Origin of the sequence: Mesorhizobium sp. M4B.F.Ca.ET.203.01.1.1, assembly GCF_004791025.1 — a bacterium.
In the GTDB taxonomy this organism is placed as follows: Bacteria; Pseudomonadota; Alphaproteobacteria; order Rhizobiales; family Rhizobiaceae; genus Mesorhizobium; species Mesorhizobium abyssinicae.
Genome location: NZ_SRUO01000012.1, coordinates 52,572 through 70,589, shown reverse-complemented (window position 1 = coordinate 70,589; position 18,018 = coordinate 52,572). Strand labels below are relative to the sequence as shown.

The following is an 18,018-nucleotide window of genomic DNA, read 5'->3' as shown; positions in this document are numbered from 1 at the left end:
AGGAAAGGCGCTGCGCGCCCTCGCCACCCTTTGCTTTGCGATCTTCTTCCTGATCCTGCCCGCGCTCGCCGCGCATGCCGGCATGAACATCCAGGAGGTGAAGTCCGACAAGGGCATCACCGCCTGGCTGGTCGAGGACCACACGGTGCCGATCATCGCCATCCGCTTCGTCTTCGATGGCGGCACCGCGCAGGATCCGGCGGGCAAGGAGGGGCTGGCCAATCTGATGACCGGCCTGTTCGACGAGGGCGCCGGAGACCTCGACAGCGACGCCTTCCAGGTGAAGCTCGACGATGCCGGCGCCGAGATGAGCTTCGAGCCGCAGCGAGACGGCATTTACGGCTCGATGCGCATGCTGTCGGAACAGAAGGACGCCGCCTTCGATCTCTTGACGCTCGCGGTCAACAAGCCCCGCTTCGACCAGGCGCCGCTCGACCGCGTGCGCGCCCAGGTGCTGGCGGGCATCGTCGCCAATGAGCGCGACCCCAATGCGATCGCCCAGCGCAAATGGCTGCGCGCCATCTATGGCGAGCATCCCTATTCCAGGCCGGACGAAGGCACCAGGGAGAGCATCGCAGCGATCGCGCCGGCGGATCTCGGCGCCTTCCACAGGGCGAGCTTCGCCCGCGACGGCCTGCATGTCGCCGTGGTCGGCGACATCGACGCCGCGTCATTGAAGCGGAAGCTCGACCAACTGTTCGGCGACCTGCCGCAGAGGCAGGCGCTCGCCGCCATCGCCGACACCCAACCCAAGCTTGGCCAGCAGGTGGAGGTCGACTACGACCTGCCGCAGACCTCGCTGCAGTTCGCCTATCCCGGCGTGAAGCGCAGCGCGCCGGATTTCTTCGCCGCGGTGCTGATGAACGAGATCCTCGGCGGCGGCACCTTCACCTCGCGCCTCTATGACGAGGTGCGCGAGAAGCGCGGCCTTGCCTATGGCGTCGATTCCAACCTGGTCGACCACCAGCATTCCAACGCGCTGATCATCACCACCGCGACTCGCTCCGACCGCGCGTCGGAGACGCTTGCGATTGTGCGCGACGTGGTCAAGACATTGGCCGAACAAGGTCCGACAGAGGCTGAGCTCGACGCCGCCAAGAAATACATGATCGGCGCCTATGCCATCAACAATCTGGACTCCTCCGGCTCCATCGCGGCGACCTTGGTGGAACTGCAGCTCGACAGGCTGGGCATCGACTATCTGCAGCGCCGCGCCGGCCTCATCAATGCGGTGACGCTGGATGACGTCAAGGCGGCGGCGAAGAAGCTGCTGTCGCCCGCGCCGGCGATCATGGTCGTCGGGCCGCCACTCGCCAAGGCTGCGGGAGGCGGCAAGGGATGACCAGCGGCCCCACCTTCGGCGTTGCCTTCGGCGGCGGCGGCGCGCGGGGCCTGGCGCACATCCACGCCATCGAGGCGCTGGACGAGCTCGGCATCAGGCCGGTGGCCATCGCCGGCTCCTCGATCGGCGCCATCATGGGCGCCGGCATGGCCTCCGGCATGACCGGCAAGGACATCCACGACTATGCCCGCTCGATCCTCGGCCGCCGCGCCGAGGTGGCCTCGCGCATGTGGCGGGCGCGGCCGGGCACCATCGCCGAGGCGATGGAGAGCGGCATCCGCGTCAGCCAGTTCAATGTCGAGCGCATCCTGAAGGCATTCCTGCCCGACGCCATCCCCGAAACCTTCGCGGAACTGAAGATCCCGCTCAAGGTGACGGCGACCGACTATTTCGGCCACAAGCTTGCGGTCTTCGAGGACGGCGATCTGCATTCCGCATTGGCTGCCTCGGCGGCCATTCCGGCGGTGTTCCGGCCGGTGACCCGCGATGGCCGCGTGCTGATCGACGGCGGCATCTACAACCCGGTGCCGTTCGACCTCATCGAAAAGGACGCCGACATCGTCATCGCCATCGACGTCGTCGGCGCGCCGAGCGAGGCCGAGCGCAGGCACCCGACCACCGTCGATTTGATGTACGGCGCCACGCAACTGATGATGCAGTCGATCATCGCCAACAAGCTGAGGCAGTGTCCGCCCGACATCCTCATCCGCCCGGCCGTCTCGAAATACCGCGTGCTCGATTTCCTGAAGATCGAGACGCTGATGGCCGAGACGGTCGAGATCAAGGATGAACTGAAACGCGCCGTCGAGAAGGCGGTTGCAGAGCACGGCGGCAAGCGCGGCAAGAAGGTGGTGTGAGCGAATCAGCTCCGTCCGCTTCGCCCGGCGTTATACTCCCATATACTTCAACTTCACCGGGCCGAATCTTCGTCGAAATGCCCGTTGACGCACGCCCAGATAGAGTTAATAATGTTCTAATATAGTAGCGTAAACAATCTCCCGACCGGCAACAACGAGTTACGGCGCTACAGGGAAGGGAACCGCGCGGCGACATATCAGTCGCCGCCGCATCACCATCGAGCCGCCAGTCGTCGTGAGGCGCTGTCGCGTTTTGCAGTTCGCCGGCCGCTGCCGCGGGTTGCCAGACGCAACGCCGATCCTCCTCCCTCTCGGACTTGAGCGCTGAATCTCGGCGCTGTTGCCATGGCCAGTCAGCCGCGTTGCGCGCCGTTGCGCGCAGCTGACTCGTCCCTGATGGGAGAGGCAAGTCGTGACTGCGGGGTTCAGTAAGGCGTCGCTCGGGTTGTTGAGCAAAGCAGCGTTTGCTTCGGCGCAGGCGAAGGTCAGGCTTTTCGGCTTCGCCGTCGTCGTTTGCGTCGCCGGTTTCTTTCTGTCCGGCTTCAGCGGGCTTGCGTCGATGGGCTGGACGCTCGTCGCGGTGGCGATGGCGGGTATCGGCAGCCTGGCCATGTTTCGCGCCCGCGGCGACGGCAGGCAAAAACCCGTTGGCGACCCACCCGGTCGGACCGCCGCGCCGGGCAAGCCATCGGCGAGGCCGGCCGCGCGGAAGGCCAATCCCGCTCCCTCCGAACTGGCCGCTGCGCTTGCCAGTTGCCGGTCGGCCTTCATTGCGGTCGGACTGTTCAGCGGCATGCTCAACGTGCTGATGCTTGCCGGCTCGCTCTACATGCTCGAGGTCTATGATCGCGTGCTGCCGAGCCGCAGCCTGCCGACGCTTGTCGGCATCTCGATATTGCTCGTCATCCTTTATTGTGGGCAGGGTTTCCTCGATTTCGTGCGGGCGCGGGTGCTGGTGCGCATCGGCGGGGCGCTCGACGAGGCGCTTGGCCATCGCGTCTATACCTCGATGCTGAGATTGCCGCTGAAGGCCGCGCGCGGGGCTGACAGCCTGCAGCCGATGCGCGATCTCGACAGCGTGCGCGGCTTCCTGTCAGGCATGGGACCGACGGCGCTTTTCGACCTGCCATGGCTGCCCCTCTACCTGATCATCATCTTCATGTTCCACTGGGTGCTTGGCGCCGCGGCGCTGCTCGGCGCGGTCGTGCTGGTCGTGCTGACCCTGCTTGCCGAGCGGCTGACGCGACAACCGGTATCGGCCGCAACCTTGAGCGGCAACCGGCGCGGCGGGCTCATCGCTGCAGGCACCCGCAATGCCGAAGTGGTCGCCGCCATGGGCATGGCTGGCGGGCTGGCGTCGCGCTGGCAGGATGCCAACGTCGAATTCATCGCCGACCAGCGCAAGGTCAGCGACGTTGCCGGCAGCTTCGGCGCGGTGTCGAAAGTGCTGCGCATGCTGCTGCAGTCGTCGATGCTCGGCATCGGCGCTTGGCTGGTGATCGAGCAGGAGGCATCGGCGGGCGTCATCATCGCCGCTTCCATCCTCAGCGGCCGGGCGCTGGCGCCGGTCGATCTGGCGATCGCCAACTGGAAAGGTTTCGTCGGCGCGCGCCAGGGCTGGCAACGCCTGACCAAGGTGCTGGCGGTCATGCCCGCCGAAACCGAACCCCTATTGCTGCCGGCCCCCAGCGCCAGCGTGGTGATGCAGAATGCCGCCATTACGGCTCCGGGCCTGCAGCGGCTGCTGGTGCAGGACGCCAGCTTCGCCATGGAAGCCGGCCATGGGCTCGGCATCATCGGGCCGAGCGGCTCGGGCAAGTCCACCTTGGTGCGGGCTCTGGTCGGGGCCTGGCAATCCGTCGGCGGCCGCGTCAAGCTCGATGGCGCCGACCTCGACCAATGGTCGTCGCAGGCGCGCGGCCGCCATATCGGCTACCTGCCGCAGGATGTGGAGCTGTTTGCCGGCACGGTCGCCGAAAACATCTCCCGCTTCGAGATGGACGCCGACCCGGCAGCAATCATCGCCGCGGCCAAGGCCGCCGGCGCGCATGACCTGATCGTCGGCTTCCGCCAGGGTTATGAAACCGAGATCGGTGAGCATGGCGAGGCGCTTTCGGCCGGCCAGCGCCAGCGCATCGCATTGGCTCGCGCGCTCTATCGCGATCCGTTCCTGGTCGTGCTCGACGAGCCGAATTCCAACCTCGACATGGACGGCGAGCAGGCCTTGATCCGCGCGATGCTCGGCGTTCGCGAGCGCGGCGGCGTTGTCGTCATCGTCGCCCATCGCCCGAACGTGCTGACCGCCGTCGATTTCATCATGGCGATGAAGCAGGGGCGCGTGCACGAATTCGGACCGAAGGAGGAGGTCTTCGCCAAGATGTTCCCGATGCTGCGCTCGGTCCCGTCAAGCAACCCGCCGCAGCGGGCATCCGCGGAAACGACCCCCGCGGTCGCCGCCCGGACCGGGGGAGGGAACTGACATGGCCGCGCCCGGCAACGCCCACGCTTCGATCCGTTTCTACACTCGCCTTGGGCTCGGCGCCGTGCTCCTGCTTGGAGGTGGTGTGGGCGGCTGGGCCTCGGTCACCGAGATCGCCGGCGCGGTGATCGCTCCAGGCACGCTGGTCGTCGGTTCGCACGTCAAGAACGTGCAGCATGCGACCGGGGGCGTCGTGGCCGAGATCGACGCTCGCGACGGTGACCGCGTGAAGGCCGGTGACCTTTTGCTGAGTCTCGACCGCACCGTGCCGGCCGCCAATCTTGCGGTGGTGAGCAAGGCGCTCGACCAGCTCATGGCGCGCAAGGCCCGTCTCGATGCCGAGCGCCGGGGCACGGACGGCATCGAGTTTCCCCGGGACCTCCTCGATCGCTCGGCCGATCCCGACGTCGCCGAGGCGATCTCCGGCGAGACGCAGCACTTCGACACGCGGCGCACCTCCCGCGCCGGCCAGAAGGGCCAGCTCGGCGAACGCATCGTCCAGCTCGAGAAGGAGATCGCCGGCGACACCGCGCAGATGGAAGCCAAAAGCAAGGAAATCCAGCTGGTGCAAAAGGAGCTCGCTTCCGTGCGCACGCTTTGGGGCAAGAAGCTCATCTCCATCGATCGCCTGACCTCGACCGAGCGCGAGGCGACACGCCTCGATGGCGAACGCGGCCAGCTCATCGCCGCGCTGGCGCAGGCGCAAGGGCGCATCGCCGAGATCAAGCTGCAGATCATCCAGATCGACCTCGACCTCAGCACCGAAGTGAACCGGGACCTGCGCGACATCGACGGCAAGATGGGCGAGCTCATCGAGCGCAAGGTCGCCGCCGAGGACCAGTTGAAGCGTGTCGACATCCGCGCCCCGCAGGACGGCGTCGTGCAGCAGTCGCTCGCCTATACGATCGGCGGCGTGATCACGCCCGGACAGACGATCATGCAGGTCGTACCGGACAATGACAGCCTGGCGGTGGAGGCCAAGATCGCCCCCAGCGACATCGACAAGCTATGGGTCGGCCAGTCGGCCTCGCTGCGCTTTTCGGCATTCAACACCCGCACGACGCCGCAAATCGACGGCGTGGTCGAAAGGACCTCGCCCGACATCGCCACCGATCAGCGCACTGGTGCCAGCTATTACACCGTGCGTATCAGGACGACCGCCGCGGAAGTCGCGCGCCTCGGCGAGGTCAAGCTGGTGCCCGGCATGCCGGTGGAATCCTTCATCAAGACCGAGGACCGTTCGGTGATCTCCTACCTGGTCAAGCCATTGCGGGACCAGATCACCCGAGCCTTCAGAGAGTGAGCCCGCCACGGCGGGAAAACAGCAGCCAAGAGAAAACAGCAGCCACGATCAGCAACCGAATACGAAGCTAGGGGAAATGAAATGACGTCTAGCGATATCAGCGACAATCTGACCAACGATCTGCTCGCAACCCTTGATTCCACCGAGACCGGAAGCACCGATCCGGCTTCTTCCGACCCCGTTCCGCCGCTTGCGGTTACGATAGACCAGGCGGACGCGGACTACGCGCCCGGCGAGACCGTGGGGATCACCGCCACCGACGTCGGGGACGGCGGCTCGCTCACATTTTCGGTTGCCCATGTCAGCGCCGGCGCCGACGGCGTTCTCGGCACCGCGGACGATGTGCTCACCTATGATCTGACCGGGACTGGTACGCCCTGGGTCGTCACCGATGGCGGCGCCGGCGATCTCGATGGTACAGTCAACGGCAAGATCCAGACCTCGTGGTACGTCAACAGCGACGCGGCGAACCAGGCGTTCGTGCTCACAGCGACAGACCAGGCAGACGGCCGGGTCGCGACCGTGAACTTCACCGATGCTCCTCCTCCTCCCCCAGACGCTTCCGGCGCGGCAGCCGACTTGACGGTGCGAAATGCCACGACACTCGCTGGCTTCAATGTCGGCGACGCAAAGTTCCAAGTCTATCAAGTCAAAACAGACTTCGGACAATCGTCAGGGACTGGCACCTTCGATGCCTTTGTCCAAGTTCAGGGCCCGAACAATCCCCCTACGGAGCAGGGCTACAACTACGATCGCGGCGGCACCTATGGCGATGTTCTCAGCCCGCAGTACAACGAGAACACGAGCGCGCAGCACAACAAGGCCTTGCTTTTAAGCGATATTCCTATCGTCATAGTCGACGGCGTGGCCTATCGGGAATTTCTGCTTGACTCCAACGAACAAAATGGCAGCAACGGCGAATTCATTTCGCTGGACAGCCTGCAGATTTACCAGGAGACCTCTGGAAATCTGGGCATGGGGCACGTGCCGGTTTCCGAGAACACCCCATACACTCCAGGCAGCGGTTTCGGCGTAACCGGCGAGCATCTCGTCTACAATCTGGATGCCAGCGGCGATGTTTGGGTTGCGCTGAATTCCAGCCTGTCTTCGGGCAGCGGCGACAGCGACATCCGCGTCTTGATCAAAGACAGCGAATTTCTCCAGGATGCCGATCATCAATATGTTTACGTCTACTCGGCGTTTGGCGGCCAGGCTGGCGACTGGCAGACAGGCTCGGGCTTCGAGGAATGGGGCACGAATCCCAACAACCTGGTGACGTTCGGGATTTCGGGCACGAAATACCTGGATGCCAATGGCGACAGCCAGACGACGGGCGATGCCGGCCTCGGCGGCGTGACGATCTTCATCGACAAGGACAATAGCGGCGACTTGAGCGCCGATGATCTCACGACGACAACGGCGGCCAACGGCACGTGGTCGTTCACCGGCTTGGACGCCACCTTTGATGGGTTGAAGGTCTATGAACAACTGCCGGGCGGCTATGTGCAGACGCTCGGCCAAGCGGGCTACACGATCGATGGCCTGTCAGGCGAGGACCAGTCGGGGATGGACTTCGCCAATTTCCATGACTTCTCGATCAGTGGCACCAAGTACGAGGACCTGACCGGCGACGGCACAAGCGCCGACGACACCGCCTGGTCGCATGATCCGGTGACGATCTTCATCGACGACGACAACAGCGGCGATCTCAGCGCCGGCGACCGCTCGACGACGACCGACGCCTCCGGCAACTGGTCGATCGGCGGTCTGACGCTGGCCGATGTCGGCAAGAACATCTACGAGGTCGTGCCGGACGGCTCGCAGCAGACCGGCACCCTGGTGCAGACCGTCGGCAACCCCGGCAGCGGCGGCACCGACAGCGGCAACGACTTCACCAACTTCCTCGACTTCTCGATCAGTGGCACCAAGTACGAGGACCTGACCGGCGACGGCACAAGCGCCGACGACACCGCCTGGTCGCATGATCCGGTGACCATCTTCATCGACGACGACAACAGCGGCGATCTCAGCGCCGGCGACCGCTCGACGACGACGGGGGCCGGCGGCGCCTGGTCGATCGGCGGACTGACGCTGGCCGATGTCGGCAAGAACATCTACGAGGTCGTGCCGGACGGCTCGCAGCAGACCGGGATCCTCGTGCAGACGGTCGACAATCCCGGCAGCGGTGGCACCGACACCGGCAACGACTTCACAAACTTCCTGCCGCCGGCCGGCCAGGGCCTGACGCCGGGCTTCTGGAAGAACCACCTCGATATCTTGACCCAGGAGCTAGGCGAGTTCCACTCGGGCTGGAACTCCAACACTTCCTTCGAGACCATCTTCGAGTTCCAGAACCTGTCGAAGATTCCAGGAACGCCCTCGATCGCGGATGCGTTGGGAGCCAAGGGCGGTGGGGTGAACCACCTCGAACGCTCCTCGGCGGCGGCGTATCTCTCCGCTGCCGTCACTGCCGTGCCCGACGGCCCCGGCGGTAAACCGGAACTCAATTTCAGTTTCTCCGCGGCGACCAGTTCGAACCCGGCCATCATCGCAATTCTCAATCAGATTGACACGAACGACGACCACACGCTGCAACCGGGCGAGGTGATCGCCGCGGTGCGGGACGTCCTTAACGACACCAACGCCCCGACCTCCAATTTCGGCCTGACCGGTCAACCGGGGATCAACGATATCGCCAACGCCTTCGATGCGATGAACAACCAGACGCATCCGGACGCCAGCGTCTTCCTCATCTGACGAGCTGGCGTAAATCTCGTCCGAACAGCAATCGGGGGCTCCTTGCCCCCGATCGTTCGATGACGGCAGCTTTCCTAAAGCAATAGACAGAGCGGAGCCTTCACGTCCGCGGCGCCGCGCTGCTTCCTGGCCCGGCGATGCCCAGCCTTTGGAGCAGGCTACTAACCCTTCGCGACCGGCGCATACTCCAGCGCCACCACGCCATTGCTGAACGGGACGGCCGAGATCAGCTCCAGCGCGAGCGGCTCCTCGGTCGGGAACAACGGCTTGCCCTGGCCGACGGCGCCCGGATAGACGAGCAGCCTCAGGCGATCGACGAGGCCATGGCTGAGCAACTGCCGCGCAATGCTCAAGCTGCCATGCACATAGATGTTGCCGCCGTTTGTCTGCTTCAGGCTGGCGACCGCTTCGGGCAGGGGGCCTGCGAGCAATTGCGCCGGTTGCCAGTCGATCGCCTGCAGGCTGGTCGAGGCGACATATTTCGGCAGCGCGTTGAAGCGGTCGGCGAAGTCACCGGTTTCGGAGGGCCATGAACCGGCAAAGATCTCGTAGGTCGTGCGGCCGAGAAGCATGGCGCCGCTGTCGGCGAGTTCGTCCTCCTTGAACGCGTTCATCTCGTCGTTCCAGGTGACGTTCGGCAACTTCTCGACCTCGGCGATGCCGTCGACGCTGATGAACTCCGTGATGATGAGCTTTCTCATGATGCTCTCCCGTCGGCAGTAGCCACTCTTGCAGTCAAGATCGCGACGACACAGCTATTCGCCTCGCTCTTTTCCCTCTAGCTCGCCCCGGTTCCTCATCATAATCTCGCGCCCGTTTGAAACATCTTGAGTCCGCATGAGCAAGCTTCTTTTCACCCGCGTTCCGTTCAACCCGTTCTCGCTTGGTCTGGTCTGCAACTTCATTGCGCACCATCCGCCCTTCGACGGCTACGAATTTGGCCAGATGGTGAAGTCGTTGCGCTACCAGATCGAGCAGCAATCGCATCTCGTCGGCGCCATTGACGATGCGATCGTCGCCTACGTCGGCTGGGTCGTGACCAGCCGCGAGATCGCCGAAACATGGGTCGCGAACAATGGCCCGCTCAATCCCGATCCTGGCGGCAGCGCAATTGCCGCAACCGTTATGGCCACGCGCTCGTCCTCGCACATCCTGCCGCTGATCAAGGAGGCGAAACTGCTCAACCTCGACAAGTCGGTCTACTGGAAGCGCGACTTCATCGATGCCCGTGGCGCCATGAAACGCGCCGTGCGCAAGCGGGATGCATGATGGACCAGGCCGCGCCCGGCGAGGGGCTCACCCAGGAGATTCTGATCCGCCTCGGCGACCGTTATGCGTCGATGTTCGTGCGCATTTGGCAGCCGGCCGGCCAGTCTCGTGGGACTGTCTATTGCCTCCACGGTTTTACTGGGAACGGCGCCGATTTCGATTATCTCGCGACCTTTCTTTGCCGCAACGGCTATCTGGTGATCTGCCCCGATCTGCTTGGGCGTGGGCGCAGCGCGTTTCTTGGTGCGGGTTACGACATCGATCTCTATTCCAGGTGCTTGCGCGCGCTCGGTCGGTTTGCCGGCAAGGAGAACCACTTCATCGGCACATCATGGGGCGGGCTGATCCTGACGCTGTTCCTCCATGCAAACCGTGGCCGTGTCGATCGGATAGTCCTCAATGATGTTCCCATGATCGGCGGCCCGAAGGTCGACGCCCTGAGAGACGGGGTCATCCGGGAAAGCACGCTGACCTTCGAGACGCGCGCCGCGGCGAGGGACTATCTGCGTGCCGCAAGCGCCGCGATGGGCTCCGTCGAGGAAGTGGTTCTAAGCCGCTATATCGAGAACCGCATCGCCAGCGGCACCGACGGCGTTCGGCTGGCCTATGATCCGGCCGCGACCGAAAATTTCGCGACAATGACCGGACGTGCATACGATCTGTTTCCCATGGTGGCCAAGCTGGATGCGCGGATGTTGCTAATGTATGGGCGAAAGAGCGAATTCATCGACAGGAGCGCCTTGGAGCGGACGCGTCGCGTCCGGCCAGACATCTGTATCGTCGACAACATTGATGCGGACAGCCCGCCCTCGCTGATGACGATTGATCAGGCTTTCTTGATCCTGGGTTTCCTGTCCGCCGTTTGAACTGGCGCTGCCTTTGGGGATCGGCAATGCACTTCGAGGAAGCATACGGCAAGCTGCTATCGGCTGCTTTCGATCAAGCTGGGTCGGATGGCAATCCGATCAAGATCCTGATTTGCACGACGCCGCGAACTGCCGGCCATTCCTACTGTCGGGTGCTGAAGCATTTCGGGCTCGGTCTGCCCACCGAGTACTTCCAGTGGCAGTTTGCGCTGCCGCTCCTGCGCCGCTGGACCGGCCACGATGCCATCGACGTCCCGGCACTCGATCGCGCGGCAGCGTCATACGGACGGCAACTTCTGGCAAGACGCTCGGTCAATGGCGTGTTCGCGGCAAAGCTGTTCGCAGGCAATCTGAACTTCGCGCGCAACGCGATCGGCCAGGACGATACAAGGTCATTTTATGTGTTCCTGTCCCGACGCAACAAGGTTGAACAGACCGTCAGCCTGCTTGCGATGCTCTATACCGGGCAACCGTTCGATGGCGGAGATACGCTGCCGGGAATCCCGAAGTTGAAGACGATAAGCCAGAAGGCGGTCATCGATACGGTTCGCCATATCGCCGACTCTGAGGTCATGTGGCGGAACTACCTCTCGACCATTGATCCCATGAGGGTAGTCGATGTCGTCTATGAGGATTTTGTCGCCAGCCCGTACGAGAATGTGCGAGCGACGATGCGAAATTGGTTTCCGGCCCATGATCTGGACAAGGCCGCCATCGAGGCAAGCGCGCGCTATCAGCACGATGCGGACATGAAGAGGATCATCGCAAGGCAATTCGGAAGCCTGATCCGGGACCTGTGGCGCGACATGCCTGGCGAACCGGACCGGCCCTTGTCAGCGCCTTGACACCACGACCGCCATGCCGCTCGCCGGGCGCAATGCCAGCGCATAGTCGAAGCGGATAATGTCGTCGGTGCGGGCGAATGCGAACTGCCGCACCACCGCGCGAACCGCTTGCTCGACCTCGAGCCGGCCAAGGCGTGCGCCGCCGCACATGCGCGGCCCGGTCAGAAACGGGATGAAGGCGCGACGGTCGAAACTATTGTCGATGAATTCCTTGCGGCTGGCATCGAATGTCCGCGGGTTCTCCCAGAACTCGGGATGCTGGTGCGCGCCAACGATGGAAAGCATGATGAGTTGTCCGGCCCTCAGCGCCACGCCGTCGATTACCGTGTCGGCGCTCACCTCGCGCGTCAGGAACGGAATGGGCGGAAAATACCGCATCGTTTCGTTGATGAAGCAGTCGGTGAACGGCGTGTCGGCCTTGGCGCCGGCGATCTCGTCGTGGATACGCTCCTGTACTTTCTGGTTGGCGCCGAGCCTGTCGATCACCCACAGCACCGTCGTCACGGTGGTTTCGACGCCCGCGAAAAGGTTCATCACGAACTCTTCGATGGGCGAGAAGCTGTCGATCCCGCCCGATTTCTCGGAGAAGCGGCGCATTTGCGCCGCCGATCGTGGGTCCGCCATCAGCTGCGCTCCGAACTCGGCTATGACCGCGCGGGCGCCGCTGATGACGCTGGTGCGCTCAGCATCGGTCGGCGTGACCCAGGAGTAATATTGCAGGCGGCGCAGCACCTCGCGGGTCCGGTCGAGCAATGCCGCCGTCGGCCGGGGCTCAGCCACAAGTCTGAACGCCTGATAGAAGATGGTCAGGGCGCCAGCGAACAGCGCCTCCTGGATGCCGGCCAGGGACGTTTCGCAGACGCTGAAGCACGAGGCGAAGATATCGGACACGCTTTGCACCTGGGCGGGCTTCGCCGCAGCGAGGTAACTGTCTTGCGTGATTGAGCGCCTTGTCGCCCACTCCTCGTCATTGGTGTTGAAGCGGCTGAAGCCGAGGGCGGAAATCAGCGAGAAGTTCTTGCGAAACAGGTTGGGGGCCTTGGCGATCCTGTCGACCGCGTCTGGGTGGTCGAAGACCGCGAGATTGCCGATTTCACGAGGCTCGGGGGTGATCTGGCCGCTCTGGGCAAAGAGCGCGTAGGCAAGATTGTTCAGAAAGCCTTCAATTTGCGCTGGATTGTCCACGAAGCCCCCGTTTGTCATCGTCTGGCGCTAACTATCTCTAGTCATTGTGCTTTTTATTGCTGTTGCAAAGATGTTACACTGACGCGGCAAAGTGTCGGGGCATCCTCTCGGCAATAGGCCGTTATCCGAGTCTCTGCAATATTGGCAGCCGCGAGAATCTGGGGTGGGGATAAGCATGCGGGCTCAAGTACAGGGCAAACTTTTAGCAACGGTGGCGGCATCGGCTGCCTCCGTGACAACCATCGGCGTGGCCACGGCTCATGCCGGAGAGGCGCAACCATCGGACCCGGCGGTCATCGATGCGCGCATCAAGATGTCGTTCGAAGGCGCCTATTTCTGGAACAATGTCCACAAGGACGACAAGCTCAGCAGCGACAAGCTGGGCAACAGCAACGGCGACATCTCCGGGTCAGTAGCGTTGACCAAGCAGATTTCCCCGGGGCTGGATTGGCGTCTTTCCGGCACCTTTCATGTCGGCAAGCACCGGTCGGTCCTTCTTGGCGAGGGGCCTGTCACCGATCCAGACGGTACCATTAGCGCTCGTTACGGCGACGGCTACGCCTTTCAGGCGTTCGATTTCGACGTCGGCAAGCACGTCAAGGCACAGCAGGCTGACATCCGCTTCTTTGGCGGCCTGCGGATCGCACATGCGGACGAAAAGGTGTTCGACTTCTCCGAGACGTTTACGCCTGACAATCCTGCCGACAAGGGCATTTCCGCCGACAAGGTTGGCTCGTCCGAATACTGGGGCATCGGTCCAAGGGTTGGTGCCGAGGCTTATTACCCGGTCGGCGAAAACTGGGGCCTGACGGGCGCCGTTTCAGGCTCCGTGATGTGGGGCCGCCGCACCAACCGTGTTGGTGGCAGTGTCACGCAGACAAACCCTGACATGCATGCTTCCGCAACGCTGTTCAGTGAGAGCTCGAGCGAAACGGTCTCTAACCTCGATGCGTCGGCCGGCTTGAGCTGGACGCCGATGCCGAACACGACCTTGACCGCCGGCTACAAGATCGAGGCATGGCACAACCTTCTTGTGAATGCCGACCACGAGAACCAGATATTCCAGGGTCCGTTCCTGCGCCTCGAAGTCAAGATGTGATCGCAGCGGCCGGTCAGGGTGGCTTCGGTTACGGCTTTCGAGTCCAGGTTCGCATCGAACGGGAACGTTAGGTTGCATTACATCGCGGCGGGCTCCGGCCCGCCGATCGTTTTTCTGCACGGGTTTCCCGACCATGGTCTTGGCTGGCGCCGTCAGATCGAATCTCTATGCGGCAACTTCAGGGTCCTGGCGCCGGATCTGCGCGGATTCGGGCTAAGCGACAGGCCGAGGGGACATGCAAACTACGCGTTGCTGCCGAACCTCGTTCAAGACGTGCTGTCCATCCTCATGGCGGAACGACTCTCCCAGGCTTCAATCGTCGGCCACGACTGGGGAGGAACCATCGCCTGGTGGCTGGCCATGCGCGTGCCGTCGGCGGTACGCCACCTCATAACTCTCTCCAGTCCCCATCCGCGCAACTATCTTCGGGCCATAGCCGATCCAGCCAATTCCGGATATTTCGGTTACGTGCGCCGCTTCCAGGAAGCCGGTGTGGCAGCCCTGCCCACGCCGGACGAGCTTGCCAGCTGGGTTGCCGACGTGGACGATAGACAGGCGCTCGTGGCGTCGCTTCGGCAATCCGATCCGGAGGCGGTGCTGAACTACTACAGGGCCAATATTCCGCTGGGCAGGGTGCCCGACATCGGCCCGCTGCCGTTGATCAGGGCGCCGACCCTTGCCCTGTTCGGCACCGACGATCCCTATGTTCCGGCCAGCGCCTTCGACGGCACGTTCCGCGAGGTCGACAACGTCTCTTCCGTGCTGGCGCTGCCCGGTGCCGGCCACTTCATCCACCACCAGGCCGCCGCCTTCGTCACGCGCGAGATCGAGGCCTGGGTGGCGCAGCCGCCGTCGAACTTCCGCCACCTCGCCTGAAGCCCCTTCGCGGCCGGAGGTCGTCGACATATGCCGTTCGCTGGGCGATGATCGCGTCGGCCTGACGCTTCGCACTGGTCGCCGATTCGGCGTTTCGGCCTGTCCCATTGTCGCTCAGACCGGTCCACGGCTCTTTAGACCTCGGATAGGTTTTGCCGGTATCTATCGGAAAAAAGGAGCCGGAAAGTCATGACCGATATCTGGCGCTCACTCCTCACCAATCTTGCCCTGGTCTCCATCCTGGTGGTCGCCTGGGATCTTGTGGCGGATTTTACCGGGCGTCTCTCGCAGCGCAGGCAGTCGCTGGTTCTCGGCGTGGTGATGTGCACGGGCGCGGTCATTTCCATGGCGACGGCGCTCTCCGTCTCCGGCTTCATCGTCGATCTGCGCGCCGCCTTCATCGCCGCCGCCGCCTTCTTCGGCGGATGGCCGGCCATGGTCATCGCCACGGCCGGCTCCATTGCCTATCGCATCCATCTCGGCGGCCAGGGCGCGAGCATCGGGATCGTGGGCATCCTCATCACGGCTGTCGTCGGCATTGCCTGGCATCACATCGTCGCGGCCCGGTCGCGCACCATCTTCCACATATTCGGCCTCGGCGTGTCGGTCGCTCTCGCCGGACTGATCACGCTCCTGGTCATTCCCCCGCAAGTCGTCGCCGGCATGGTACAGCAGAGCACGTTCCCGTCGCTTGTGTTTCGCTTCCTCAGCACCATCATCGTCAGCGTGCTGCTCGACCGCCAGCAGCGGCGGCGCGATCTTGTCATGTCCAACATGATCTACCGGGCCATGGTTCGCGAGCTGCCGGATTGCCTGAACATAAAGGACGTCGACGGCCGCTTCATCGCCGCCAATCCGGCGACCGCCGAAATGGTGAACGCCACCTCGGTCGAGAACCTGATCGGCAAGACGGATTTCGATTTCTACCCGAAGGATGTGGCGGAGCGCTTCCGGCAGGACGAGATGGGCGCGCTGGAGGCCGGCCAGACGCTGCGCATCGACCAGCCGGCGATTTTCCCGGACGGCAAGCAGGGCTGGCTCTACACGCTGAAGGCGCCGTTCCGCGACGAGGCCGGCAAGATCACCGGCGTCATCACCTACAATCGCGACATCACCGAGCAGAAACGCAATACCCAGCTCAAGAACGATTTCATCTCGACGGTCAGCCACGAATTGCGCACCCCGCTGACGTCGATCCGCGGTTCGCTCGGCCTGATCGCGGCCGGCGTGGCGGGCGAGCTGCCGCCAAAGGTCGCCAACCTCATCAACATCGCCCACAACAACAGCGAGCGGCTGGTTCTTCTCATCAACGACATCCTCGACATGGAGAAGATCGAATCGGGCGTGATCGCCTTCAAGATCAAGCAGATGCCCGTCCGCCCCCTGCTGGAGCAGGCCATTGCCGCCAGCTCCAACTACCGGGCCGACGGCGGGATCCGCATCGTCCTGGTCGACGATGCCCCGCGCGCCGAGGCCAACATCGACGAGGATCGCCTGCATCAGGTGATGGCCAATCTGCTGTCGAATGCGATCAAGTTCTCCAACGCCGACGGCACCGTGACGGTGAAACTCGAGCGCCGCGATCGCGACATGCTGCGCATCTCGGTGATCGATCAGGGCGCCGGCATTCCCGAGGCATTCCGCAGCCGCATCTTCGGCAAGTTCGAGCAGGCGGATGCCTCCAGCACCCGCAAGCAGGGCGGCACCGGCCTCGGCCTGAGCATCGTCAAGACCATCGTCGAAAAGCTCGGCGGCGCCGTTTCCTTCGAGACCGAGGAAGGCAAGGGAACCTCGTTCCATGTCGACCTCGCCGAGGCGCAGAGGCAGCCTGACAAGCCGGTTTCGACGGAGCGCCGGTCGCGGCCGCGCGATGGCCGCCTGCGTGTCCTCATCTGCGAGGACGAGACCGATGTCGCGGCGGTGATCGCAGCACTGCTCGATGCGGAGGGCTTTTCCAGCGACGTCGCCCCCGACATCGACACCGCCATGGCGCTGCTGCGCTCCCGTGATTATGTGGCGCTGACGCTCGACATCAGGCTGGCGGGTGAATCCGGCATCAAGCTCTTCCACGACATCAGGGCGTCACCGGTGAATTCCGACATCTCGGTCATCGTCATCTCCGCCGTCGCCGATGAGGCCAAGCGCTCACTCAACGGCACCGCCGTCGGCATCGTCGACTGGCTGGAGAAGCCGGTGGACTCGAAGCGGCTTCACGCCGCTCTCTCCAAGATCGTCGCCGGCAAGGTCGAGCGCAGGCCGAGGATCCTCCACGTCGAGGACGACGAGGGCGTGCTTGCCGTGATGTCGGCGGGGCTGGGTCCGGACGTCTTGATCGCCTCGGCGAAAACGCTGCAGGAGGCGCGGCGGGCGGTCGCCAAGCATCGCTTCGACCTGGTCATCCTGGACATCGCGCTTCCCGACGGGTCGGGGCTGGACCTGCTCATCGATCTGCCGCAGGAAACCCGAGTCATCGTGTTCTCGGCGGCGGAGATGGACGAGAAACTCGGCGACCGGGTGCAGGCGATGATGACCAAGACCAGGGCGTCGGAGATCGATGTCGCCAAGCTGGTCCGGCGCATGTTGGTTGCGTCTCGCAACGCGGCGAAATCCACCGCGCAAGCAGGGGAGTGACATTGATGTCGGCAAGGATCCTCTATGTGGACGACGAGGACGACATCCGCGAAATCGCGCAGATGTCGCTGGAGCTCGAGCCTCGGTTCGAGGTGCGGTCCTGCTCTTCGGGCGCCCAAGCGCTGGCGGTCGCCGCCGACTGGCAGCCCAACCTCATCCTGCTCGACGTGATGATGCCGGACATGGATGGGCCGGAGACGCTGAAGCGGCTGGCCGCCTCGCCGCTTACGGCATCGATTCCCGTGGCGTTCATCACGGCGCGCACCCAGACGCATCAGGTTGAACATTATCTGGCCATGGGGGCGGTCGGGGTCATCGCCAAACCCTTCGACCCGCTGGCGCTCGCCGCTGAGGTCGGGAAGCTGCTGGCGCTGCGCGCGCGCTGACGGGCTGTTCGGGCTTCCCGGCGGCCGCATCGGCGGGAAGCTGTGCGGCGCCGTTTACGGCTCATATACCATGCCGACTTATTCATCTACTGATTGTAGCGAAATGCGGCCGTCGCGAATCGG

The 18,018-nt window shown here is 63.7% G+C and carries 14 protein-coding genes; 12 read left to right on the top strand and 2 right to left on the bottom strand.

Annotation, left to right across the window (positions count from 1 at the left end):
- Positions 1-10: 10 nt before the first annotated feature.
- From EN846_RS23270 to EN846_RS23250, 5 genes are all read left to right on the top strand, one after another.
- Positions 11-1,342, top strand: coding sequence for a pitrilysin family protein (locus EN846_RS23270; RefSeq protein WP_189523012.1), 1,332 nt, complete (start codon positions 11-13; stop codon positions 1,340-1,342).
- Positions 1,339-2,199 (top strand): patatin-like phospholipase family protein, encoded by an 861-nt coding sequence (locus tag EN846_RS23265; protein WP_127392267.1) that lies wholly within the window; start codon positions 1,339-1,341, stop codon positions 2,197-2,199. Before EN846_RS23270 ends, EN846_RS23265 begins: the two co-directional genes overlap by 4 nt.
- 448 nt (positions 2,200-2,647) lie before the next feature.
- On the top strand, positions 2,648-4,678 hold the full coding sequence (locus EN846_RS23260) for a type I secretion system permease/ATPase (RefSeq protein WP_281015752.1): 2,031 nt from the start codon (positions 2,648-2,650) through the stop codon (positions 4,676-4,678).
- 1 nt (position 4,679) lies between these two features.
- Entirely contained in the window at positions 4,680-5,981 is a 1,302-nt protein-coding gene (locus EN846_RS23255) for an HlyD family type I secretion periplasmic adaptor subunit (protein ID WP_127394011.1), read from the top strand.
- Between the two features lie 81 nt (positions 5,982-6,062).
- Positions 6,063-8,738, top strand: a complete 2,676-nt coding sequence (locus tag EN846_RS23250) for a hypothetical protein (RefSeq protein ID WP_135897666.1) — start codon at positions 6,063-6,065, stop codon at positions 8,736-8,738.
- A 161-nt stretch (positions 8,739-8,899) separates the two neighbouring features.
- On the opposite strand, the gene EN846_RS23245 is transcribed toward EN846_RS23250, so the two are convergent.
- Complete coding sequence (locus tag EN846_RS23245; RefSeq protein WP_127393198.1) at positions 8,900-9,439, bottom strand: dihydrofolate reductase family protein; 540 nt, start codon at positions 9,437-9,439, stop codon at positions 8,900-8,902.
- 136 nt (positions 9,440-9,575) lie between these two features.
- On the opposite strand from EN846_RS23245, the gene EN846_RS35240 reads away from it, so the two are divergent.
- The 3 genes from EN846_RS35240 to EN846_RS23235 are packed head-to-tail and all read left to right on the top strand — an operon-like array spanning position 9,576 to position 11,718.
- Positions 9,576-10,007 (top strand): hypothetical protein, encoded by a 432-nt coding sequence (locus EN846_RS35240; RefSeq protein ID WP_187331451.1) that lies wholly within the window; start codon positions 9,576-9,578, stop codon positions 10,005-10,007.
- Entirely contained in the window at positions 10,004-10,873 is an 870-nt protein-coding gene (locus EN846_RS23240; RefSeq protein WP_187331450.1) for an alpha/beta hydrolase, read from the top strand. Before EN846_RS35240 ends, EN846_RS23240 begins: the two co-directional genes overlap by 4 nt.
- Before the next feature lie 26 nt (positions 10,874-10,899).
- Positions 10,900-11,718 (top strand): Stf0 family sulfotransferase, encoded by an 819-nt coding sequence (locus EN846_RS23235; RefSeq protein ID WP_127393196.1) that lies wholly within the window; start codon positions 10,900-10,902, stop codon positions 11,716-11,718.
- Here the strand turns inward: EN846_RS23235 and EN846_RS23230 are convergent.
- Positions 11,707-12,903, bottom strand: coding sequence for a cytochrome P450 (locus EN846_RS23230; protein WP_189379573.1), 1,197 nt, complete (start codon positions 12,901-12,903; stop codon positions 11,707-11,709). The genes EN846_RS23235 and EN846_RS23230 overlap by 12 nt on opposite strands.
- Before the next feature lie 175 nt (positions 12,904-13,078).
- Here EN846_RS23230 and EN846_RS23225 point away from each other — a divergent pair, with 175 nt between their 5' ends.
- From EN846_RS23225 to EN846_RS23210, 4 genes are all read left to right on the top strand, one after another.
- Positions 13,079-14,002: an Lpg1974 family pore-forming outer membrane protein gene (locus EN846_RS23225; protein WP_127393194.1), complete on the top strand. Its 924-nt coding sequence runs from the start codon at positions 13,079-13,081 to the stop codon at positions 14,000-14,002.
- Positions 14,003-14,074: 72 nt separating this feature from the next.
- Positions 14,075-14,878 (top strand): alpha/beta hydrolase, encoded by an 804-nt coding sequence (locus EN846_RS23220; protein ID WP_189379571.1) that lies wholly within the window; start codon positions 14,075-14,077, stop codon positions 14,876-14,878.
- A 189-nt stretch (positions 14,879-15,067) separates the two neighbouring features.
- Complete coding sequence (locus tag EN846_RS23215) at positions 15,068-17,509, top strand: ATP-binding protein (protein WP_127393346.1); 2,442 nt, start codon at positions 15,068-15,070, stop codon at positions 17,507-17,509.
- Positions 17,510-17,514: 5 nt separating this feature from the next.
- Complete coding sequence (locus EN846_RS23210; protein ID WP_127285145.1) at positions 17,515-17,895, top strand: response regulator; 381 nt, start codon at positions 17,515-17,517, stop codon at positions 17,893-17,895.
- The last annotated feature ends 123 nt before the right edge of the window (positions 17,896-18,018 follow it).